Below are 23,927 nucleotides of genomic sequence, written 5' to 3'. Positions count from 1 at the left end.
TGCTTATGCTCTCTCAAAAAAGTTGCGCACAGCAGCGGCGACTGCAATTACTTCTTTCTCTTGCATTCCAGGCCACATGGGTAAACTCAGTGCGGTGTGTGCTAACTCCTCAGCAATAGGATAAGTGCCCTCCGGGATACTCATATGTGCGTAGGCTTGCTGCAAATGTGGAGGAACTGGATAATGAATAAGTGTCCCAACACCTTGTTCCTGCAAGTGCTGCTGCAGAGCCTCTCGATGTTTGCTACGCACAACGTAAAGATGATATACATGTGTCGCTCCCTGAGCTACGAGCGGAAGAATCAGGTCACCTAAACCCTTCAAGTGCTGATCATACAGGGCAGCTACTGCTTGACGCTGCTGTGTCCACTCTATGAGATGCGGTAGTTTAACGCTTAAAACAGCAGCTTGTAACTCATCTAGCCGAGAGTTATACCCTATCACTTCGTTGTAGTACTTTTTCTGAGATCCGTAATTACGTAGTGTACGTATTTTGCCCCCCAGCTCGGCATCATTAGTAGTAATGGCCCCAGCATCGCCAAGAGCGCCAAGGTTTTTACCTGGATAGAAGCTCGTACCGTTTACATCACCAAAGCTACCAGTAATACCCCCTTGCCACGTAGCTCCTTGTGCTTGTGCATTATCTTCTACCACCCAAAGACCATGACGCTGGGCTATCTCCATAATTGGTCCCATCTCACAAGCTTGACCGTAGAGATGTACAGGCATAATACCCTTGGTTCGAGGTGTGATAGCAGCCTCTATTTTCGTAGGGTCAATGTTATAGGTGCTCAAGCTTGGCTCAACTGGTACTGGAGTAGCTCCCACATAGGATATAGCCAGCCAAGTAGCGATATAGGTATTGCTAGGTACGAGCACTTCATCATCAGGGCCAACGTTCAATGCCTCCAAAGCTAAATGTAGCGCATCAAGTCCATTGGCAACGCCTATGCAATGTTTAACTTGATTGAAATCAGCATAAGCAGCTTCAAATGCTTTTACTTGATCTCCTAAAACATACCATTGCTTATCATACACAGCAGCAATAGCAGCTAGCACATTTTCTCGAATAGGATCATGCTGTGGAGCAAAAGAGAGAAAAGGAATATTCATAAGGGAAGGTGCAAGTTCTTATTCAATGGACAAAGATATGCATTATGCATCTTCGTACTAAAAAGAGTAGCTAATGAGGAAAATATTAAATCTTTGAGTAGTACGTGATAGATGCAACTTCAGCAATCAAGCAATAGAATTTCTAAGCATGACTTAAATAAAATAACTTATTATAAGTTAAAAGCAGATATTTCTGATAAAAAAACCTTAACAAGCTTTAAACACGCTACTCATTCTATCTATTTTTTTAATACAAAGAGCTTCTCACCAGAAAGTGAATCTGTATAAGATGTATCAACGAGGGATTTTAGTATTAAAGGCAATTTTGCACGTTTAGATACACATATAAAACCAATATTACTATGAATAATAAACTTATATTTAGTACTATCGAGTGACAAATTGCTATTATGCAATGCTTGAAACTTAGCAAAGCGATAAAAAGTCGATTTCCTTATTATCTGCTCAGCTTGTGCCGAATCACGTTGAAAACGTGAATCGGTTATCAGACTATCAGGATCAAGAGCGGAAAGTGACATAAAAGCGTAGTTGTTTTTAAAATTTGAAATATAATTACCAGTAGTATACGAATCAGAAGATAGCATATAAGCATTTTCGTAATCCTCATCTGCTAACACGTAACCTCCGCGTGAGCCAATATATGGAGCTACCTTTTCTACTTGATGCATAAAAGCAGGTGAATAACGTGTATTTCCTGTTCCAACAGCAGAAAAATTTACAACAATTAATAAAATTAGACTAGTTATTATAATGGCATAAATTTGCTTTGATGCCTGCTGTAAAATATAGGCAAACAATATAGCTAGAACTACAGGAGTCAGTGGAACTATAGTATTAGAAAAGAATTGAAAGCTATCGAGATAGTGCGTACTGAAAGCTCTCATAGCCGCAGCCATGAACAGGCATGCTCCAAACCATACCCATATAGTTTCAGGAACTATAACCTTTGAAAATCCTTGCTTTGTGCGACGAAACAACCAAATCAAAGAAAACAGCAAGCCATAAACCCCAAAATAAATACTATAATTTACAAATACCCCTAGTGTAATATTAATTAAAGTTTTTATCTCTTTTAACTCTGGTATAATAGATTTAAGTGCAAAATTTCGGCCAGTATCCGGGAATTGATATGACTCAGGTTGCAAAGTATAGAACAATATAATATATACACAAACTACAGCCATTGGCAATAACATATAAAATGATTCAGTCATAGTTACTTTCTTGCTTAAACTCAAATAAGCAACTAAAGATACTAAAGCGAATCCAGCAACAGGAGTTGTAGAAATATATACAATAGGCAATAATGCTAGTGCGAAGCCCACCAAAAGGTAATAACGATTTAACAACAATAGCGCTGTAAGCAATAAGAATACATATATAGGTGCCAATTTGGGATTTAAGCACAGAATCAAACTTGACAACAGGGCACCATTTTGAACAAATAAATAATCTTGCAAAAACAACCATCGCATTCCTGTAACAAATAAAAACAAGAAGCTTAAGATAAAGATGTATATATACTTAATTTTGAAATGGGCAAAAATAGCCATAAACCCAGCACATATAATAGTTATAAATACAGCTGAGGAACTAACAAAATATACCCATACAGAGGGCAATTTAGTAATAGATACTAGTAAAGAGTTGAGCCATAATTCCATATAATGGTATGGTTGTTCAGTGACGAATTGAGGATACATTACCTCTAATGCGTTAGTTTCAACCCCTAAATAACTCAAAGAGAGAGTTAGACGACTATAATATACATAATCTTGAAATGGAGTTTGTAGGTATTCGGACTCTAAATCGTACAGCAATGAATATTGAACAAGAACTACGCCTGCACTAAGAACCAGCAGCATTAGTAGTTCCTTACTAAAAAAACTACTACGATCATATTTAATAAATAAATGATCGGAAACAGTATTTCTCTTTCTTATTCCATACCCCATTAAAAAAAGCAGAGGAATCATTAAAGCATGAACAGTACTACCATGAGTACACAATAAAGCATATACACTTACAATACAACTTAGACCTATAACTAATGATAAAAATAAAGAGAAAAAATATTCAAGAGGCGTTATGTTTAAAATTTTAAACACGCTAAATCCAATACAGTAGCAAACAATAACGGTGATAATTGTAATAGAAAACAGTTCAAAGAGAAGCAACATTACTAAAAGTAAAATTTAGGTAAAATTCACAGGTACAGGTTGTCAGGCAATAAATTCCTGATACTATCAACGGTTAGTATCATGAATATTTTTTACTACATACAACGGACGATTGCGAGAGGCGTCCATGCCACGCCAGACATATTCACCTATTACACCGAGTGCAATCATTTGGAAGGCTGAAACGAATAAAACAACTACCATCAATGTTGTCCAGCCTGTTGGTGCTTGGGGGGCAAATATGTTTAAACCGATAACATACAAACCATAAAGTAACGCTACTAAGCCTAACAATAATCCAACTACAGAAATAGCTCTGATTGGAAAATATGAGAAGGAAAGTAGCGAATCAATAAATAGCTTTATTTTCTTCTGTATTGTCCAGCGTGATTTGCCTATTTCACGCTTACGGCGCACATAAGGAATATTTATATAAGTGTAACCTAACCACACCATTAAGTAAAATACATTGCTGTTACGCTCATGCATTTTGGTTACTTCGTCGGCTACTTGCTTATCAAAAAATACAAAATCAAAGCCTCCATCAGGAATATTGCTTAAGGCTAGGTGCTTCATTAACCAATGAAATGTTTCAGCGAACCGCTTAGCCAATCCGGTTTCCTCGCGATCTTGGCGATTACCAATAACCAGTTTAAATCCCTTAAACCAATAGTCATACATCTGGACCATTAGCTCCGGAGGATCTTGCATATCGGCAGTAATAACGGCCATACAGTCGCCAGTAGCATGCGCGATGCCAGCCACTATTGCGTTATAAGAACCTACATTTCCGACCAACTCCACAACTCGAATACGGTCTGGGTATTGAGCCTGAGCTGATAGAAGAACTTTTAAGGTCTGATCCCGCGAACCGTCGTCGACGAATACATACTCAAATTCAACTTGATCGGGAAAACGAGCTTCGTTGGCAACTAACTCCCTTACCGTTACGGGGATATTTTCCTCGTTGTAATAGCAAGGAACAATAACTGAAAGCTTAGGCATCAGATATTTAAAAGGAGAATTTATCTAACAGATGAGTTACCATGACAAGCCAATATGTGGCTGCTCCCTCCTAATTTGAATCCCAGTTTCTCACTTGTGCGAAACACAGCGCGATTTGTAGACTGAGTAGTCATTAACACTGCCTTTGCGCCCCTCGTGCGAGCCCTATGTACAGTTTCAGATACCAGACGTGCATGCCAGCCCCGATTTTGCGGTCCGACAGCCGTAAGTGCTATTCTAGATAGCTTAACACCCAATGCATCGGAATCTTCTTGCAGGTCACTGATTGCTAGAAATGAATCGACCGGCAGATGGGGTTCATTTGGGACAAGCACAGCATCGCAATATCCTTGCACTGCAGCACTAGCATACTTAGCAAGAAAAGCATCAGCCCGAGATGCCCCAAACCAAGGATCAGCATGAAAACGATCATACTCGTTACGTGCCGAAGCCGATATTTGAGCGATTTGTTCTTCTTCTTCTGGACCAGCTATGCGCACTGGATATCGTGGGTGATTAAAATCATCTAGATTATCCCTGTAATAGAGCAGCCTTGTTTCAACAAGCCTCCAACCGCTAGCGGTTAATGTTTGAAGCATTACAACATCTTCGCACGGCACTTCACTAAAACAATAGTAATCACCTCTCGCCGCCAAGCTTTCCTCAAAAGACTTTACAGCTTCTATTCGGGATGCGGGGGGGCATTTTGCTTCGAAAAGCCCTGTCAAAAGTCGATAGGTTGGTGTGCTGAAAAAGTTAGAGTCCCAAGGTAATGCAGAGTATAATAGCTGACCTGCTTTGTGGGTGAAAATTGTATCATGTGAAGACTCAACCCCAAACTTTGCTATTCTGCCTGCGCCAAACAACTCTTGTTGAAGCTGATGAGAGACTACGTCTCTCAAAAAATTATAGGGAGAGTAGAATGCTAATACCGTAGCTCGTTGAGCGAGAAGTGCGGTATTTACGCTTTCCATATTTCCCTGAATTGATCGTACTGTCGTATGTAGTCATGCTCGTCATAGGCATGAGAGGCAAAAACGACTTGCACAGCCGAATGTGAATACTGCATAGTATGCCAGGCATGCGGTGGAACATAAAGCCCCATGTGAGGATCCTCTAACCGATGTACATTTGTAGTACCATCAGGCATCTCGGTTGTAACGATAATACGCCCAGCTACTGCTACCAGCACTTGTTCTGTTTGGTAATGGGCATGCCTTCCCCGAACAATACTTTCTGGAGTATAGTACGTCCAGAAAGTACGCTTTACTTCAAAAGGAATGTTCTTTAGCTGCTCCGTTACAGATATAAACCCAATACTGGAATCGCCTAACTTAGGAAATTCGATAAGATAAGGCTGTGTCATCCAGAGCTAAACCTTGTCTTTGAAATACTCCAGCGTCCGACGCAAACCCTCTGCTCTATCTATTTTGGGTTCCCAGCCTAATATCTCTTTTGCTTTTGTAATGTCAGGCTTTCGCTTCATAGGATCATTTTCGGGTAAGGCTTGGTAGGTAGGCTTAAACTCTACACCAGTCAACTTTGCAATTTCTTCCCCAAACTCCTTAATCGTAATCTCTGATGGGTTGCCAATATTTACGGGCAAGGGATAATCAGAAAGCAGCAAGCGATAAATGCCTTCTACCAAATCATCGACGTAGCAGAAAGAACGCGTCTGCGAGCCATCGCCAAAAACAGTCAGGTTCTCGCCTCTTAGCGCTTGCGAGAGGAACGCTGGCAGTACGCGGCCATCATTGAGTCTCATACGCGGTCCATAGGTATTGAAGATGCGAATAATACGCGTCTCCAAACCATGATGAGTATGGTAAGCCATGGTAATAGCTTCCTGGAAACGCTTGGCTTCATCGTAGCAACCACGCGGGCCAACGGGGTTTACGTTGCCGAAGTACTCCTCTACTTGCGGATGCACCTCTGGATCACCATACACTTCGGATGTGCTGGCAATCAGGATGCGTGCATTTTTAACACGTGCCAATCCTAAGAGATTATGTGTCCCCAATGATCCAACCTTTAGGGTTTGGATAGGAATCTTGAGATAATCGATAGGTGAGGCAGGCGAGGCGAAGTGCAGAATGTAATCCAGCTTGCCTGGCACAAACACATACTTGGACACATCGTGATGATGAAACTCGAAAGCTTCCTGCCCGAACAAATGCTCGATATTGGATAAGTCACCAGTGATGAGATTATCCATGGCGATAACGTGGTAACCTTCGGCCAGAAACCGGTCGCAAAGGTGAGAACCTAGGAAACCGGCACCACCGGTAATGAGTATGCGTTTCTTATCGGACATACGTGCTAAATAATAAAGTGCTTAAGAATGTGTTTTGATGGGTATTAAGCCTGAACCACTGGTTCCTTGTGGTTGGCCCGAATACCGATGCAATGGTAAGTGAAGCCTACTTCGCTTAGCTCTTTCGAATCGTAGATGTTACGACCATCGAATATGGCTTTTTGCTTCATCAAGCGGCCCAGAACTTCAAAGTTAGGTGAGCGGAATTCAGGCCACTCCGTTACGATAAGTAATGCATCAGCATCAATTAGGGCCTCAAACTGATCCTTGGCATAAGTGATCCGGTCGCCCAACGTGTGCTTAGCTTCCTTGATAGCAACCGGGTCGTAAGCCGATACGGTGCAACCAGCCTCCAGTAAGCGCTCAATAATAACTAAAGAGGGAGCCTCACGCATATCATCAGTCTTAGGCTTAAAAGAAAGGCCCCAAATGGCCATCTTCTTGCCCTGCAGATCGCTGCCGAAGTGCTTATTCACTTTGTCGAACAGCACAGACTTCTGCGCCTCATTTACATTTTCCACTGCTTTGAGCACCTGCATATCATAGCCATTTTCGGCGGCCGTTTTGATAAGTGCTTTTACATCTTTGGGAAAGCAGGAGCCGCCGTAGCCTATACCAGGATAGATAAACTTAGTACCGATGCGAGCGTCAGAGCCAATGCCTTGGCGAACTTTATTCACATCAGCACCCATTATCTCACATAGGTTGGCGATATCGTTCATAAACGAAATTTTGGTCGCTAGCATAGAGTTAGCTGCGTATTTCGTCATCTCAGCCGAAGGGATATCCATGAAGATAATAGGATGACCATTAAGCAGGAAAGGCTTATACAGTTTGGTCATTACCTCTTCGGCACGCTCTGATGCCACGCCAACTACAATACGATCTGGCTTGAGGAAGTCATCAATGGCGGCACCTTCCTTCAGGAACTCAGGGTTGGACGCAACGTCAAAGTCGATGTTCTCACCGCGCTTCTCAAGAGCTTTTTCGATCTCGGCACGCACTTTTGCAGCCGTACCTACGGGCACGGTGCTTTTAGTGACGATAACACCATAGCTGTTCATGTGCTCGCCAATACCACGAGCTACCGCCAGCACATACTTCAGGTCAGCTGAGCCATCTTCGCCGGGGGGCGTTCCTACCGCAATAAAAGCCACGTCAGCATCGTGAATGCTTTCAGCAAGACTAGTGGAAAAGTGCAGGCGACCCTTCTCTACGTTTCGCGACACCATTTCTTCCAAGCCAGGCTCGTAAATGGGTAAAATACCTTGCTTGAGGTTATCGATCTTTTTCTGGTCGATATCAATGCAGGTTACATCAATACCAACTTCGGCGAAGCATGTGCCTGTAACCAGACCAACGTAACCGGTGCCTACTACTGCGATTTTCATAGTCTATTGAAAGCGTAAGAAACTACTGAGTTTATGTTTTAAATTGTTACTGGGGGGCAAATTAGCCCATCATCCATTTTTTCCACCAATGCTGGAAAACGATGAGGGCCCAGATACGAGCATGAATATCGCCAGGGTTATTGGAAAACAGTTGTGCCTTAAGCGCCCGCACGGCTTCTACGTCAAAAACGCCTTGGGATTCAATAAAATCGTCAGAAAGTAGATCATCGGTAATTAAGGGGCGCAATTCGTTGCGAAACCATTTGAGCAACGGGACCTCAAAACCATGCTTTGGACGCTTATACAGCTCTTCCGGCAGCATAGGACGGAATGCATCCTGGACAATGCGCTTTTTCATATTCGCATTGATTTTACTTTCTACTGGTAACGAGAAAGCAAAATTGACGACGTTATAATCCAGAAACGGCGTCCGCACTTCCAAGGAGTTCGCCATGCTCATCATGTCCACTTTAGTGAGCATGTCGTTGGGAAGCACCAGGTTCATGTCGGTGAGCAGCACTTCGTTCAGGTCGCCATCTGCATGCAAGTGCTGCAAGATGTCGCGCCGGCGCTTTTCGGCCAGCTTCTTACCTACTTTACGCCGGGAGGCTAGGCTCAGCAAGTTGCGGGCGTCACGCTCGCTTACGAAAGAAGCCCAGTCCCAGTAACGGTCTTTCGGGCCGCTGAGCATACCACGGGAAAACCGTTGAAACTGGCGAATACGATTGCCAAAAAACGAATTACGCGACTTAGGCAAAATATCCCACAGGAAGTCGAGACCAGCCACAGCTTCGGCTTTGAAGCCGCCTTGCCGTATCTGAAACTCTCCCATGTGCTTGTTGTAGCCAGCAAACAGCTCATCAGCACCATCGCCAGATAGCGCAACGGTTACTTTTTCGCGCGTGCGCTTGCTCAGAATGTATACAGCCAACGCTGATGAATCGGCGAAGGGCTCATCTATATATTCCAGCACATCAAAAATGTGATCGTACAGGTCCTGATTTGTCAGAGAAAAGACTGTATGATTCGTCTGGTGCATTTTGGCTACCAGATTAGCATATTTCGTCTCATCGAAAAAGGGCTCGTCCCGAAAGCCTATACTAAAGGTGTTCAGGTGAGGAGTATGACGGGCGGCGAGGGCAGTAATAGCCGAAGAATCGATGCCACCGCTCAGGAATGAGCCCAATGGAACATCGGCAACCAGGCGCCGCGCCACGGCGTCATCCATTAATTCGAGCAGTTTCTTTTGCTGTTGCTCGTAGCTGAGCTTATTCTTTTGCGTCTTTTTAGCATCGTAGGGAATACGATACCACGCTTTGCCGACTACCTTCTGGCCTTTGACATACAAATAATGGCCGGGGAGTAATTTCTTAACTCCCTTGAAAATGGTGGCAGGTCCAGGAATGTAGTTGAGCTGTAGATAGTGACTCAAGGCTACATAATCCATCTTGCGAGGCACTCCTAAAGCCAGCAACGACTTCATTTCGGAGGCAAAGAATAGCTTGTCCTCGTCACGGTAGACCAGTAAGGGCTTCACCCCCATTCGGTCGCGAGCGATGAACAGCGAGTCCTCCTCTTTATCGTAAATAGCCAGGGCGAAAAAGCCGTTGAGCTTTTTCAAACAATTGCGACCTTCAGTTATGTAAAGTCGTAGAATAACCTCAGTATCAGTTTGGGAATGAAACTGATGTCCCTTGCGGACAAGGCGTTGCCGTAGCTCGCGAAAGTTGAATATCTCACCATTGAAGACAATCGTGTACCGCCCCGACTCATCGGTCATCGGTTGGTTGCCGTCGCAGGAAAGGTCAAGAATAGCCAGGCGACGAAAGCCGAGGCCTACGTTGTCGTACACATAATGCCCTTGAGAATCAGGCCCACGGCTGATAATGGCGTCGGTTGAAGCAGGCAATGCGGCAAGCGAATTGCGACCAGCGTCAGAGAAAGCGAATATTCCAGTAATTCCACACATAATTGGCGGGCAAAAGTACAAACTATAAAGACGTGTGCCCAAAAAAGTAGCCGCAAGCATCTGCAACCAAAGCCGTGCCACGGTAGTACACAGCTTAGCTTACTGCTTTTTCCCACTCATTTTTGCCATGAACCTTCAGCAGCAAATGGACTTACAGCAACAATTCGAAGCCGCCGTCTCGCGCGTAGATAATCTACCCGGCGACCAAGCCGCGCCACATATGACGGAGCTTTATGGCTTGTATAAACAAGCCACCGAGGGCGACCACGATACCAAAGGTGAAGTAGTTGGCGACGATAGTCCCGATAATCCTAGCGGCACGCCTGGAATGTCGCAGGCTCAGTGGGACTCATGGAGCAAGTTCAAAGGCGTAAGCGAGGACGATGCGAAACGTCAATACATCGACAAGGTGAATAAAATAGCTGGACCGATTGGCGAGCAAGACTCTGTTACTACGGGGGCAGGTCAGCCAGCAGCCGGCTCGCAGGTGAGCTCTGAGAATACTACTCCTTCCCAACAGCCTGGCACAGGCCCTGGTGTTTCTACGGGTGGCTTGCGCGGTGATATTACTGCTGGAGCTCCGTATGGCGGCGAAGACAAACTAAAGGGCGACCAAGAGCCTGTTTAAAGCCTTGAGCTACAAGCTGATGAGCTTGATAATTAGCTACCTTAATAAAACTTCACTAAAAAAGCCCCCCAGATTCGTTCTGGGGGGCTTTTTTTGGCGGGTACTTTAGAAAATCTTGCCAGGGTTCATGATACCGTGCGGGTCAAATACGCTTTTGATGCCACGCATCAGGTTCAGTTGTGCTTCCCCTAGCGCAATGCCGATATATGGTTTTTGCACCAGCCCAATGCCGTGCTCACCGGAAATAGTACCTCCCAGCTTCACACAAAGCTGAAATATCTCACGGATTGGCACGGCCAGTCCTTCGTGCCACATCGTATCATCTAAGTCGCCCCGAATGATGTTTACGTGCAGATTGCCATCGCCGGCGTGGCCGTAACACACGGAAGTAAATCCGTAGCGCTGACCAATTTCTTTGACGCCTCTTAATAAGGTCGGCAATTCGGCACGGGGCACCACGGTATCTTCCTCCTTATACACGGAGTTGTAGCGAACGGCATTACCCACGTTGCGACGTATTTTCCACAACTCCTCTTTCTGAGCGGCAGTGTCAGCGAGCAGTATTTCGCCGATGTCGTACTTCTCAAGCACGCCATACACTAGCTCAGCGTCTTTATACAGCTGTTCTAGCTCATTGCCATCCAACTCAATAAGTAAGTGAGCGGTAATGTCGGGGGGCAAATTGAGCGGAATATTGAGGTAGCGCGCCGACCACTCAATGGCCTCCCGCTCCATAAACTCCATCCCGGAGGGCACTATGCCAGCCCGAAATATTTCTGATACCGCCGCCGCCGCCTGCGTCTGGTCGCGGAAAGGCACGAGCAACACAATATCCTGCTTGGGGTGTGGAATCAGCCGAAAGACGACGCGCGTGATAATGCCCAGCGTCCCTTCCGACCCCACCATCAGCTGAGTCAGGTTATAGCCAGTGGCGTTTTTCAAAACATTAGCCCCCGTCCAGATAATGTCACCAGTAGGCAGCACCACCTGCAAATTTAGCACGTAGTCTTTGGTTACGCCATACTTAACGGCCTTCGGACCGCCGCTGCTTTGACTCAAATTGCCCCCCAGAAAGCAACTACCCTTACTGGCCGGATCCGGCGGATAGAATAAGCCCTTTGCTTGTACTGCCTCCTGAAATACTTGGTTGATGACACCCGGCTCGACAGTAGCCTGTAGGTTGCGCTCGTCAATTTCAATGATTTTGTTGAGCCGCTCCGTGCTTAGCACTACGCCGTGGTGTATCGGCAAGGCGCCCCCACTCAATCCAGTACCTGCACCGCGTGGCGTGACAGGAATGTGGTGCTGGTGGCACAAACGAACAATCTGGCTGATCTCTTCAGCGTTAGCCGGACGTAAGACCACATCAGGAGCAAAATGCAGATCCTCCGTGTGGTCGCGGCCATAGTCGGCGTAGGCATCAGCAGTAGCAGCGGCTTCAGCGCGTTTAGCCGTGAAAAGGTGTGTGGGGCCCACGATGGCCTCAAAAGCCACCAGCAATTCGGGGGTGAGCGGTTGAAAATTCATCGAAATTTGAAAGCAAATGACTGATTCGAGTATCTTTGCGCCAATGCAGAAACACCCTACGAAGGTACATGTTTCGAGACAGTATAGCCGTCTGATTGCTATGCTGCTACTAATAACACTGGCGTGGCTGGCTAGCTGCGGTGGCGCAAAAAAAGTAAACTACCGCAACGGACGCTATTATTCGGCCCGGGAAATGGCCCGCATTAAAGCGGCGGAACGGCGCAAAGGAGGCTCTAAAACAAAAGGCAAATACGCATCATCACGAGGTAAAACCAAGATAGTTTCAAAACGTGGAGCTCGCCGGCCATTGCCTGCCAATATCAGCCGGGAGTTAGCCACTGTTATTCAAACAGCACGCTCCTACGAGGGTACTCCCTATAAATGGGGTGGCACGACCCGCCTAGGCATGGATTGCTCAGGGCTTCTCGCCACTTCGTTTAGTGCTATTAACGTAGAAATCCCGCGTTCTTCTAATGAGCAGGCAGAATGGGGTACCCCGGTTCGCTCTCAAGAACTGCAGGTAGGTGATTTAGTATTTTTTGGTGCTTCACCGGGTAGCAATCGCATTACGCATGTAGGCTTAGTAACAGAAGCCACGGCCGAAAGCGTGCAGTTTATCCACGCTTCCAGCTCTTTAGGAGTCACCGAGAACAGTTTGGATACCGACTACTACCTCAGTAGATTTATTAAGGCTGTACGACCGAGATTGTGAGTTCGCCTTCTACCTTTGCGGCCGCAAATTGAGGTCATTAACTTTTGTTAGAATAGTTAATGATTTGATAATGCATAGCTACAAAGTCATCAGTACTTTTGTAGCGCCGTCGTCTGGCTTCTTCTTTTTTCACCTTTTTTTCTCTCTATGAAACAGTTACGTTTACGCTACTTGCTGTTGTTTCTGCTTAGCGTCTGTACGGCGCGGCTGGGATGGGCACAGGGCACTACTACATCAGCCATGACTGGTATTATTACCGATCAGACTGGTGCTGGATTACCTGGAGCTACAGTTATTGCCGTTCATATTCCGACCAACACGCAGTATGTAGCTCCTACTAACGCTGAAGGACGCTTCAACCTACAGAATATGCGTGTAGGTGGTCCTTACAACGTGCGCGTCACGTTTATTGGCTATCAAGAAGCTGTACGGGAGAACATTACATTGACTCTGGGTCAGGTGTTGCGTTTAGACGTAAACCTCAGTGAAGCCACTACTCAGTTAGGTAATGTAGTTGTTACAGGCGAAGATTCCCGTTCTGTACTAAGCGCTGGCCGAGCTGGTTCTACCACCAACGTAAGCACCCAAGAAATTGAGCGTCTGCCTACTATTAGCCGCAGCCTAAATGATTTCACTCGTCTTACACCTCAGGCATCTACTGGTACGACTGCGCAAGGCCCTTCTATTGGTGGAGGTAACAATCGTCAGAATAACATTACTATCGACGGTTCTGACTTCAACAACAACTTCGGTATAGGTGGCAACCTGCCTGCTGGCGGTAACCCTATCTCATTGGACGCAGTGCAGGAGATTACAGTAAATATTACCCCTTTTGACGTGCGCCAATCAAACTTTATTGGTAGCGCCATCAACGCTGTAACCCGCTCCGGCACCAACGACTTTTCTGGTTCGGTTTATACCTTCTGGAGAGGTGATAAGCAACAGGGAAATAAAGTAGGTGATGAAACATTCCCAAAACAGGAATTAGACGAAAATCAATACGGCTTTCGCTTAGGTGGGCCCATCATCAAAGACAAGCTATTCTTCTTTGTTAACGCTGAACAAAGCAAGCGGACTTCTCCTGGCCAGCAGAACTTAGCTTCTACCCCAGAGTTGCCATTTGGCGGGCCTAATAGCCCTTCGAATATTGTACGGCCTACTGCAGCGTTTCTTGACGAGGTTAGCAATTATCTGCGTGACACCTATAACTATGAAACCGGCGGCTACGGAGCTTATCCTTTCCAGACTGACCGTACTACCATGCTGGGCCGTCTAGACTGGAACATCAACCCCAACCACCGGGTAACCCTTCGGTATAATCAGGTAGAGAGCAAAACTCCAATCTCAGTGAGCGGCTCACGTACCCCATTCCAAGCCTTCCCTAATGCCCGGACAAGCAACTTTGCTCTTCCTTTCAAGAATTCAAACTATTACCAAGAGGGCAATTTCTATTCGTTTGCAGGTGAAGTAAACTCAACCTTCGCAGGTAAATTTTTCAACACCTTACGGGCCACATACACTAAGCAGAACGATCCTCGCAGCTCTGATAGCCAGGAATTTCCATTCGTAGATATCCTTGATGGTAGCGTTAATCCTACCACTGGTGTTATCACGCCTGGTGTGAACCCAATTACTTCTTTTGGTTACGAGCCTTTTACTTTTGGTAACCTACGCGAGGTTGAGACCTATTCGGCCGTTGATTATGTGAACTTCACGACCGGAATTCACAACATCACCGCTGGTGTACAATTCGACTTGCAAAACACCAGAAACGGTTTCCAACGTTTTGCTACCAGTTACTACACGTTTAACTCTTGGGATGAATTCAAGAGCGGAGCAAAGCCTCGTGATTTTGCTCTGACTTATTCGTTGTTACCTGGTTTTGAGCAGGCTTTCCCTCGCTTCAAAACAGCACAGGGCTCTGTATATGCCCAGGACGAAATCAACGTTACTGATAAGCTGCGGGTAACTGCTGGCTTGCGAGCTGAGCTAAATGCTTATTTGGATGTAAAAGAGATTCAAACACATCCTTTAGTAGCTAATCTGGCCTTCGCTAATGGTGAACAGATTGATACGGGTGTACTCCCAAAGAACCGGGTGTTGTGGTCACCACGCTTAGGCTTTAATTATGATGTGAAAGGTGACCGTACACTACAAGTACGTGGTGGCAGCGGCATTTTCGCTGGTCGTGTTCCTACCGTATGGATTGTATCACAGTCTGGCGATGCGGGCTTGATTCAGTTCACTACTACTTCGTCGGGTGCTAGCACTCCTGGACCATTCAATCCAGACCCAGCTGCCTACCGCCCTGACACCCCTCCAGTTGCTGGAACCCAAGTACCAGGCACGCTTAGCGCCACTGCTCGTGATTTTAAAAACCCACAGACGTGGAAGAGCACTTTAGCTGTTGATGCGCAGTTGCCTTTAGGCATCGTAGGTAGCTTGGAAGGTATCTACAATAAAGACTTGACAATAGCACTTGGTCGGAACCCTAACTTAGTGGAAGCTCAGCCACTGAATGTTGCCGGCTACCCAGATAACCGGCCGATATATCCAAACGCCGTTTTCAACAAGTTTATCAACCCGCTGACTCCAGCTAATGCTCCTACGAGTGCTACTAGCCCTGGCCCTAACCAGCCAGTAGCGACAGGCAACACTCAAGGTACACAGCCTTTTAATACCGTTGTTCTCGACAATGCTCATAAAGGCTATTACTGGTCGATAGCTGGTAAGCTGGAGAAGCGCTTCGAGGGTGGTTTATTTGCTTCGCTAGCTTATGTACGCAGCAATGCTGAGGTGTTATTCGATGGCGGTGGCGACCAGTTGCTCAACACTTGGTCAAGTACCCCAATTGTTAACAACTCAAACAGCCCAGAACTGAGCTACGCTAGCTATGTAGTTCCAGACCGTGTAGTTGCTTCCTTGTCTTACCGCAAGGAATATTTTGGCCACCTCGGCACTACTATTTCGCTGTTCTACGACGGTTCTAGCCAGGGTCGTTTCTCTTACATATACGGTGGCGACTTCAACCGTGACGGACAGAGTAATGATTTGATTTATGTACCTAAAGATGGGTCAGAAATCGATTTTAGCGATTTCAACTACGGCACGACCGCTGCGCCTAATATTGTAAGCGCAGCCCGGCAGGAAGACTTATTCTTCCAATACATTGAGCAAGATGATTACTTGCGAAGCCGTAAAGGTCAGTACGCTGAGCGTAATGGTGCTTTGCAGCCATGGCGTCATCAAGTAGACGTAAAGCTTGCCCAAGACCTTTTCTTGAACCTTGGCGACAAGCGTAATACGCTACAGTTCACTCTTGACATCTTTAATGCTGGCAACCTGCTCAACGAAAACTGGGGCATTGTACGGTCGTTCAACAACGCATCTATTCTGGTACCAACTAACGTTACAACTAATAACACTACGGTTAACCCAGGCGGCACTACCCGTCCTACTTTCCGTCTTGCTACAGACCGCGGTCAGCCTATTACTTCTACTTACAGAAATAATAACTCCCTAGCGTCGACCTACTACATGCAGTTTGGCTTGCGCTACATCTTCAACTAAGCCAAGCTATTGCTTGATTCTGAAAGCGGCCGGAGAAATTCTCCGGCCGCTTTTTTTGGGTGCTGATGGAAAAGATTTCCCAAAAAAAGCCTCCCAGCCTTGCAGAATCCGAAACGCGCCGTACTTTTGTCCCATCAAACACGAAAGGTGGCTGGTAAACTAAACGGGGGATTAGCTCAGCTGGCTAGAGCGCTTGCATGGCATGCAAGAGGTCATCGGTTCGACTCCGATATTCTCCACTCAAACAAAAGGCCCGGCTGGATAAGCCGGGCCTTTTGTTTGGACTTTAGATTCCGTAAGCAACAGAGCGTTGCTGTTTATTAAGCATTAAGTAAAGAAAAAGCCCCCTAGATTCTTTCTGGGGGGCTTTTTCTTTACTGGTTCTCGTGATTTAAACGAATAAACCTTCTACGGACAGATACCGCTCGCCGGTATCGTAGCAGAACGTGAGCACACGGCTGCCCTGGGGCATTTCAGGGAGCTTCTGAGCTACGGCGGCGAGAGAAGCTCCAGACGAAACACCCACAAAAATTCCTTCCTCACGTGCCGCACGCCGGGCCATATCGAAGGCGGCTTGCTGGCTTACCTGAATGGTACCGTCCAGAATATTGGTGTGCAGATTACTAGGAATGAAGCCCGCGCCGATGCCTTGGATAGGGTGCGGGCCAGGCGCGCCGCCGCTGATAACCGGCGACAATTCGGGCTCGACAGCGAAGGTCAGCATCTTCGGGAATAATGGCTTAAGCACCTCCGTAACGGCGGTAATATGTCCCCCAGTGCCAACCCCCGTAATGTGATAATCGAAGCCTTCGGGCGCGTCGCGCAGAATTTCCTGGGCGGTTGTTTCGGCGTGAACTTTAATGTTGGCGGGGTTATCAAACTGCATAGGAATCCAGGCACCGGGCGTGTTCTGCCTGATCTCATTTGCTTTTTCAATAGCGCCTTTCATGCCTTTCTCCCGTGGCGTCAGCTCCAGATTGGCGCCATAGGCTGTCATCAGACGGCGGCGCTCAATCGACATCGATTCGGGCATTACCAAAGTGAGCTTATAGCCTTTTACGGCAGCCACCATGGCCAAACCAACGCCAGTATTGCCGGAAGTTGGCTCCACAATCAGACTATCGGGACCGAGTAAGCCGTCCTTTTCGGCTTGCTCAATCATAGATAAGGCAATGCGGTCTTTGATGCTGCCGCCTGGATTAGCGCGCTCCGCTTTCATCCAGACCTCCACGTCAGGGCGGTCGGCGAACAGGCGATTGATGCGCAGCAAGGGAGTATTGCCAATGGTGTCGAGAATGGTATTTGCTTTCATTGGGGTATATGATTGAATGGATTTACAAAGAAGAACGTCATGCAGAGCAGAGCGAGGCATGTCGCTCGCACCGTTGGATTAGTACTCCGGCTAAACAAGCGAGATGCTTCCTATTGTCAGCATGACCTCCTATTAGCATGACCGTCTGGATAGTTATTTTTGACTTAAATAGAAAAGGAAATATCCGCGTTGGGATCTTCGGTGCGCGTAACGTGGAGCTGCGCTTTGTGGTAAACGCGGGAATGCGAAGGGACGCTATCCGTCAGCCAGACGTTGCCCCCAATAATGCTGTGGCTGCCCACTACCGTACTGCCACCTAAGATGGTCGCGTTGGCATAAATGACTACGTTATCCTCAATAGTTGGATGGCGCTTGATGCCTTGCAGATGTTTAGCCACGCTTAAAGCACCAAGCGTAACACCCTGAAATATTTTGACATAGGCTCCAATAACTGCTGTTTCGCCTATCACAATGCCAGTACCGTGGTCGATGCAGAAGGAAGAACCAATGCGGGCTCCTGGGTGAATATCGATGCCGGTGCGGGCGTGGGCGTATTCACTAAGTAGACGAGGCACGCGAGGAACGGCTAACTGGTGCAACGCGTGGGCCAGCCGGTGCATTGCAATAGCGTAAAAACCCGGATACGTAGACACAACCTCCGCTACGCCCTGGGCGGCGGGGTCGGCGGCCACAATGGCATTCGCATCAAGCAGCAACAACTGACGAAGGTGGGGAAGCTGCGCAGCCAACGCAGCTACTACGGCCTCGGGGGACTCCAGCAACAGAACAGGGCGAAGCAAGGCTGTTAGCTCGGCTCGCAGGTGGCTCAAGGTGGCAGCAACGGCATCAGCGCTGGATAACTGACGATCGGCACGCTCGGGGAATAGTAAAGACAGTAGCTGATCAGCCAAATGGCAAAATGCGTGCGCCGGCAACGGAACGGTGGCTTGCTGATGCGCTACAGCCAGCGTCTGAACAAATTCTTCGGACATAAAGGGTATGCGTAAAGGCGCTATAAGCCTATTTCTGGTGCAGCCTACGGGCCTACTGGGCCTAAGATAACGTCATTCGAAGTAGCAGCAACAATCGGCAACGGCGAAGGTTTGGGACAACTCTACGCAGACAACCGTAGCGCTGTCTTGCTCGTTATGAAAGCACAATCCCTGACATTTCACTCCAAAACGCCCCTTTTATGTCCGATTCCACTGTCATTAAAGTTGACTCTCATCACTCGCCCAAAGGCAATGATGGAGAAAAGTACCTCGCCTCAGGCAAAAATATATCGATGCGCCTCTGGGAAAATGAGCAACCCAGCGACGATAAAGAGCCCGTATCGCGGCCCTACGAAACGGTAGGCTACGTAATCAGCGGCCGCGCCGAGCTACACTCCGAAGGTCAGGTGGTTATATTGGAGCCCGGCAACTCGTGGGTAGTGCCTAAAGGCGCCTCGCATACCTACAAAATTCTGGAAGCCTTTACTGCCGTAGAAGCCACCACTCCTCCATATCAGGTGCATGGCCGCGAAGACAAGCAGGCGTAGAACTGCGCTTTCTTCGCCACAAAAAAGCCCCCCAGTCGGCCTACAGATTATTGTAAGCCGACTGGGGGGCTTTTTTATAAGCTAGCGTACCAGCTCAATGCGGTCAATTTTGTCGCCGATGTCTAGGCGGCTTACTACATCAAGCCCACTGACAACCTGCGCAAAAATGGTGTAGCGGCCATCGAGGTGGGGCGTGGGGGCGTGAGTGATAAACCACTGACAGCTTTCGGTGTCTTTGCCAGCCGAGGCTAGCCCAACGGCACCCGCGCCATAGCGCAGATCGGCAAATTCGGAGCGCAGGTTGTAATCGGTGCTGCCCCAACCATCGCCCCGCGGGCAGCCACCCTGGGCCACGAAGTTGGGCACTACCCGATGGAAGTTCTTCCCATTGTAAAACCCTTGTTCAACCAGCTCAACAAAATTAGCCACTGAGCCCGGCGCCGCTTCTACCAGCAACTGAAAGACGATATTGCCTTTACTAGTGTGCACCGTTGCCCGCTGCCCGGTTGGGATTTTATTTACCGTTGCCCAATTTATCGTATGTGAAACTATAGAAGAGGTTACCAGCGGCGTGGGGGGCTTTTTATTCAGGTAATTAATCGTCTGCTGCAAGGATTGCCAGGCTTCGAGGTCGCGGGGCATTGCGAGCTTGTCGCGGGCTTGAGTCAGGAAGTCGGTGGAAGTCAGCAGGGGCTGCACGTTTAGCTTGGGGTCGCGGATAGCTTCGGCGGCAATACCTATAACGGCCACGTCGCCGCTGCCCACAGCGCGCTGCAACAGCAAGGTAAAAGCGGGATATTGGGCTTCTGGAAAGTCGGGCAGGCGCCGCATGGCTACCAGCGCCTCCATACCATATGTCCCGATTACAACTGACTTCTGGGGGGCAAATGTGGCCGTCGAAACGAATTTGTACGCGTTGGGGTCTTCGCCCAAAGCCTTGAGCAAATAGCCCTTTTCATACGGATCGGTGGCGGCAGTGTAGCGCTCCTGCACAGCCCCGCGAATCGCTTCACGGCCTTCTCCCCGCTGTTTGAGAGCTGCAGCTAACAACGTCGCACGCACCCGCCACTGTTGGATCTTGTTGGCTTTTTCCAGAAATAAGGTACCCGGCTCCTCAGCGGCATGCGTCAGAAAGAACTCTGCGGCGGTAAGGGCCACCTGATCATTCTTGTCGGTCAAGGCCGCCCAGGCTGCTTCTTTTACGGGTACATACATCGTCGCATTCATGGCCCGTAACGCACTCACGCGCACCTGATATTCGGGGTCGCGGCGCGTAATAGCGGCTAATACGCCGGGCACAGAAGGCGCTTCGGCTGCCTTGCTTAATGCAGAAGTAGCGGCGCTGCGCACGGCATAAGCCGGGTCGGCCTGGGCTACTTTGGCGAGGGCAACGGCATACGTGGCCAGATCGAGGCCGCGGGTGCGTGCTAAGGCATTGGCAGCGGCCAAGCGCGCACCATGCGGATTTGGGAGTGCCAGCAATTGCATAAGCCGCGCCACAGCCGCGTCAGATGTTATGCCTCGCAAGCCAGCCCGATATAATCCCCAGGCTTGCCCCGTAAGGGTAGCAGTGTCGGAGGCAAGGCTGGGGGGCAAACGCAACAGGTTGGTCAACTCGCCGCGGGTGAGGCATTGGCCGAGTGCTTCGAGAACGGCGCGTCGCGCGGCGGGGTTGGGCTCCGCACCCATGCGTTGATGCAGTACCGGAGCAGCGGTGCTGTCGGCAGTCTGACCGAGGGCATAGGCCGCCGCCCGCCGCACACCTGGGTCGGTGTCGCTGAGGCAGATGAGCAAGGCTGATGTGGCAGCTTTATCCTGTACTGAGGCGAAGGCCAAGGCAGCTTCGCGCCGGTAGGTAGCTTCGGGCCGACTGAGGTATGGCAGCAGCAAGGCCGTTTGGCGACCATCCTGCGCGGTAGCAATTCGTCGCAGGGCTGAGTCGGCCGTAAATTTATTGATGGAAGCAGCAGAGATAGTACCTGGTGCGCTGGTGCGCGGCGTGGTACAGGCTCCCAGCCAACAGCTCAGGCAGCCAAAAGCGAGCAGTTTGGTAAGGCGGGAAAGGAAGGGTGAGTGGGTCATCGTTGGCCAAAATAGCCAAAATATGATGCTGACGCTAGTGTGTGCGCTAAGCCATTGCTAGTGAAACATGTACACTTCTAAATAACGCTTTCCACTGCGTTGGTGCCACCCTTCATTTCTTTATTCTGCAATAAAGCAGCCCACGGCTTCGGTACGTGCCTTGGCCACCGGCTTACCAGCCGTGATAGCAGCCAGCGCATCACGCAACTCATGTTGGGTAACGACGGTGCGGCGCTGGCCGAGGCGCGCGTAGCTATTATCAATGCGGCCTTGGTAGAGTACGGTACGGCCATCGGCCGCCGCCACTACTACCTCCGGGGTAATACTGGCCTGAAAACGCCGTGCAAGTTGCTTTTTGCTGTCCAGCCTCAGTGGAAAAGGCACTTTAAACGTTCGACCAAACGCGGCAATATCGGCCGCAGATGTTTGCTGATCGGGAAATAAGCCAACAAACTGCACGCCGCGGGAAGCGTAGGTTGTATACAGGTTGCGCAGCGCCAACGTGGCCTGTTGGCTGATTGGGCAGGTTTCGGCCAGAAATACATACACCGTGGCCACCAGCTTCGGGCTCCTCTCTGAGCTCTGACTAAATGCTGGCAGCGTAATTATGACAACGCACACATAAGCAAGCAGTTGTATTAGCCTCCATTTATCACGAATCATACGGCTTTAGCTTAAAATGCGCATTTAGAAACTGAGCTATTCGACTCATTGCTAGTAATAGTCCGTTGGCAAACGGAAGGTTCGCCAGCAGCGGTTTATTTCTGACCGCCAGGTGTTGATTGTAACTACTCAGGTGCTTCCAGGCAGCACATGCGGCCAGTTGGGGCAGGTGGCGGCCGAAAACCCTGGCTCAACGTAGTCCCGCGCATTTCTACCTCAATTTGCGGGCAGGTGGCGCACGGCAACGGGGCATTCCAGCACTGAATACCAACCTGTGGCACGCGCACTACTAAGTTTTTGCTTGGTTTTAGGGGCAGTGTAGGCACAGTTGGGGCCGAGGCGGGCCACAGCAGGCGGTGCGCGAAAGCCTGGGGCTGCGTACGGATTTGGTACAGTGGATCACGCAGGGAATGAAGCCCCCAGGCCAATGTCAGCAATATCGGCAACCACGCTACGACTCCGCTGTGCGGCCGCGTCGGAGCAAGATTCAACCAGGGCCAAAAACCAGCTATCAGCAAAAACCCAACCCCAAAGCGGTAATCAGGCGCGGCCCAGAACCAAAAAAAGCCCCCCAGCCAAGCGGTTAGCCAGCCAATTGCCCAGCCTATTTCGTGGGAAGGAAATTTGCGCCAGCGTATTATTGCTGGCACCACCGAACCGGCGGCCAGCAGCATAACGCCCCGCATGAAGTTGCTTTGCGTAAGCCACCAATGTGGCACCCACTGACCCAACGTCTGGTGGGGCGGCAAACAGGTGGGATGCGTTGTCCACTGCCCCACGTTTGTAATCATGTACTGCTCCTTTTGAACCGAGGCCAGCGGAATTTTCCAGTCAACATTAATCCAGTCGAGGGCGGCGGCGGGATAGATGAGGTAGCCCGATAAGAGAATGCCGCGCACCAGCCAGGGCGTGAGCATACAAAATACGAGCCCCGCCCCCAGTAGCCAGTGGCGACGGGCCATGGCGCCTCGGCTGGCCCACAGGCTGTGCAAGGGCAGCAGCAACGCCGGCAGCGCCGAAAGCTTTATCGTAACGGCCAGCAGAATGACCAGCCCAACCAGGACAGTATCAGCGTCGAAGCGACGACCGTTGCCCAGCTCCCACTTGCGGGCATAGCGCAGAAAAGCAAAAATCAACAGCACGGGCAGCACGTAGTCGGGAGTTGGCGACGACAGCCAAATCTGAAAGCTCCAGAGCAGTAAAAAGAATAGCAGCGGCAGCGCCCAGGCCGCGCGCGAGCCGCGCCCCGCTCCTACCGCTGCCCGCACCAACGCCCCTAGCAACAACAAATACAAAAAGCCCCCCAGCCCATATATTGGCCCCACCGGGCTGCCATAGCGAAACAAGGACAGCAGCGGAAACCAGCTGGAATTGAAGGCCAGCCGCCCGTGCAGATTGCCCAGGCCCGGCACTGTTGGGTATTCATTCAGCCATTTTAAGGTCTGGAAATGATACAGCCCTGAGTCGAAATTAGCGGGAGCCAACGTGCTTTGATGGAGCAGTCGAATGCCGAGCACACCCAGTATGGCAAAGCCGGCAAGTAGTAAGTAGCGGTTGCCAGGGTGAATAAATGCTTGCCAGCCTTGTCGGAAATTAGCGGCTATTTCTTTTCGTTGCGTTACCATTAGCGCCAGCGCACTGACTGCAATCACCAGCTGAATATTCGCGCTGATAGCCCAGCTCAGCGAAATGCCCCCCACGATAGGCGCCAGCACACACAAGCCCAACAAACTGAGCCACTCCAGCGGCAAGGTTTGCTCGGTGTCAGGCAAACCCTTGCTCCGCAACCAACTCCACGCAGCCCGTCCCACCACCGTCGTTACGGCAGCCATTATGAGCCAGGAAAGCAATAGAGTCAACATGGGGGGCAAATATGCCAGGATGCGGTGATAAACCAGCA

General features: G+C 49.0%; 18 protein-coding genes and 1 tRNA gene. 5 read left to right on the top strand and 14 right to left on the bottom strand.

The annotated features are described in order from the left end of the window. Positions 1-3 precede the first annotated feature (3 nt). From H8B13_RS10005 to asnB, 8 genes are all read right to left on the bottom strand, one after another. A complete protein-coding gene (locus H8B13_RS10005) occupies positions 4-1,113 on the bottom strand; it encodes a DegT/DnrJ/EryC1/StrS family aminotransferase (RefSeq protein WP_187310656.1) in 1,110 nt (369 codons plus the stop codon). A gap of 239 nt (positions 1,114-1,352) precedes the next feature. Further along, positions 1,353-3,314: a hypothetical protein gene (locus tag H8B13_RS10000; protein WP_187310655.1), complete on the bottom strand. Its 1,962-nt coding sequence runs from the start codon at positions 3,312-3,314 to the stop codon at positions 1,353-1,355. Positions 3,315-3,380: 66 nt separating this feature from the next. Then, positions 3,381-4,319, bottom strand: coding sequence for a glycosyltransferase family 2 protein (locus H8B13_RS09995; protein WP_187310654.1), 939 nt, complete (start codon positions 4,317-4,319; stop codon positions 3,381-3,383). A 20-nt stretch (positions 4,320-4,339) separates the two neighbouring features. Next, entirely contained in the window at positions 4,340-5,293 is a 954-nt protein-coding gene (locus H8B13_RS09990; RefSeq protein WP_187310653.1) for a hypothetical protein, read from the bottom strand. Then, the gene (locus tag H8B13_RS09985; RefSeq protein ID WP_187310652.1) at positions 5,281-5,685 is read right to left on the bottom strand and encodes a sugar 3,4-ketoisomerase; all 405 of its coding nucleotides are present in this window, start codon (positions 5,683-5,685) and stop codon (positions 5,281-5,283) included. Before H8B13_RS09985 ends, H8B13_RS09990 begins: the two co-directional genes overlap by 13 nt. A 6-nt stretch (positions 5,686-5,691) precedes the next feature. Further along, positions 5,692-6,633, bottom strand: coding sequence for a UDP-glucuronic acid decarboxylase family protein (locus H8B13_RS09980; protein ID WP_187310651.1), 942 nt, complete (start codon positions 6,631-6,633; stop codon positions 5,692-5,694). Positions 6,634-6,677: 44 nt separating this feature from the next. Further along, complete coding sequence (locus H8B13_RS09975) at positions 6,678-8,024, bottom strand: UDP-glucose dehydrogenase family protein (protein WP_187310650.1); 1,347 nt, start codon at positions 8,022-8,024, stop codon at positions 6,678-6,680. Positions 8,025-8,085: 61 nt separating this feature from the next. Beyond that, positions 8,086-9,993, bottom strand: coding sequence for an asparagine synthase (glutamine-hydrolyzing) (gene asnB, locus H8B13_RS09970; protein WP_187310649.1), 1,908 nt, complete (start codon positions 9,991-9,993; stop codon positions 8,086-8,088). Between the two features lie 127 nt (positions 9,994-10,120). On the opposite strand from asnB, the gene H8B13_RS09965 reads away from it, so the two are divergent. Further along, complete coding sequence (locus H8B13_RS09965) at positions 10,121-10,621, top strand: acyl-CoA-binding protein (protein WP_187310648.1); 501 nt, start codon at positions 10,121-10,123, stop codon at positions 10,619-10,621. A gap of 105 nt (positions 10,622-10,726) precedes the next feature. On the opposite strand, the gene H8B13_RS09960 is transcribed toward H8B13_RS09965, so the two are convergent. Continuing rightward, complete coding sequence (locus H8B13_RS09960; RefSeq protein ID WP_187310647.1) at positions 10,727-12,148, bottom strand: FAD-binding oxidoreductase; 1,422 nt, start codon at positions 12,146-12,148, stop codon at positions 10,727-10,729. Between the two features lie 43 nt (positions 12,149-12,191). Between H8B13_RS09960 and H8B13_RS09955 the strand changes: the two genes are divergently transcribed. From H8B13_RS09955 to H8B13_RS09945, 3 genes are all read left to right on the top strand, one after another. Further along, on the top strand, positions 12,192-12,860 hold the full coding sequence (locus tag H8B13_RS09955; protein WP_261990306.1) for a C40 family peptidase: 669 nt from the start codon (positions 12,192-12,194) through the stop codon (positions 12,858-12,860). A gap of 147 nt (positions 12,861-13,007) precedes the next feature. Further along, complete coding sequence (locus H8B13_RS09950) at positions 13,008-16,430, top strand: TonB-dependent receptor (RefSeq protein WP_187310646.1); 3,423 nt, start codon at positions 13,008-13,010, stop codon at positions 16,428-16,430. Positions 16,431-16,595: 165 nt separating this feature from the next. Then, a tRNA-Ala gene (locus tag H8B13_RS09945) sits at positions 16,596-16,669 on the top strand. 152 nt (positions 16,670-16,821) lie between these two features. On the opposite strand, the gene cysK is transcribed toward H8B13_RS09945, so the two are convergent. Both cysK and H8B13_RS09935 read right to left on the bottom strand, forming a co-directional pair. Further along, positions 16,822-17,742 carry a cysteine synthase A gene (gene cysK, locus H8B13_RS09940; RefSeq protein WP_187310645.1) on the bottom strand — a complete coding sequence of 307 codons (921 nt, stop codon included), beginning with the start codon at positions 17,740-17,742 and terminating at the stop codon, positions 16,822-16,824. Positions 17,743-17,906: 164 nt separating this feature from the next. Continuing rightward, positions 17,907-18,734, bottom strand: a complete 828-nt coding sequence (locus H8B13_RS09935; protein WP_187310644.1) for a serine O-acetyltransferase — start codon at positions 18,732-18,734, stop codon at positions 17,907-17,909. A gap of 200 nt (positions 18,735-18,934) precedes the next feature. On the opposite strand from H8B13_RS09935, the gene H8B13_RS09930 reads away from it, so the two are divergent. Further along, positions 18,935-19,282 (top strand): cupin domain-containing protein, encoded by a 348-nt coding sequence (locus H8B13_RS09930; RefSeq protein ID WP_187310643.1) that lies wholly within the window; start codon positions 18,935-18,937, stop codon positions 19,280-19,282. 81 nt (positions 19,283-19,363) lie between these two features. On the opposite strand, the gene H8B13_RS09925 is transcribed toward H8B13_RS09930, so the two are convergent. The 3 genes from H8B13_RS09925 to H8B13_RS09915 form a co-directional block, all read right to left on the bottom strand. Continuing rightward, positions 19,364-21,364 (bottom strand): peptidylprolyl isomerase, encoded by a 2,001-nt coding sequence (locus H8B13_RS09925; protein ID WP_187310642.1) that lies wholly within the window; start codon positions 21,362-21,364, stop codon positions 19,364-19,366. A 120-nt stretch (positions 21,365-21,484) separates the two neighbouring features. Beyond that, a complete protein-coding gene (locus H8B13_RS09920; protein ID WP_187310641.1) occupies positions 21,485-21,985 on the bottom strand; it encodes a redoxin domain-containing protein in 501 nt (166 codons plus the stop codon). A gap of 167 nt (positions 21,986-22,152) precedes the next feature. Continuing rightward, positions 22,153-23,889, bottom strand: a complete 1,737-nt coding sequence (locus tag H8B13_RS09915; RefSeq protein ID WP_187310640.1) for an LIC_10190 family membrane protein — start codon at positions 23,887-23,889, stop codon at positions 22,153-22,155. Positions 23,890-23,927: the final 38 nt, after the last annotated feature.

This window comes from Hymenobacter sp. BT188 (assembly GCF_014333585.1).
Taxonomy (GTDB): domain Bacteria; phylum Bacteroidota; class Bacteroidia; order Cytophagales; family Hymenobacteraceae; genus Hymenobacter.
This window is presented reverse-complemented; position numbering and strand designations above follow the sequence as displayed.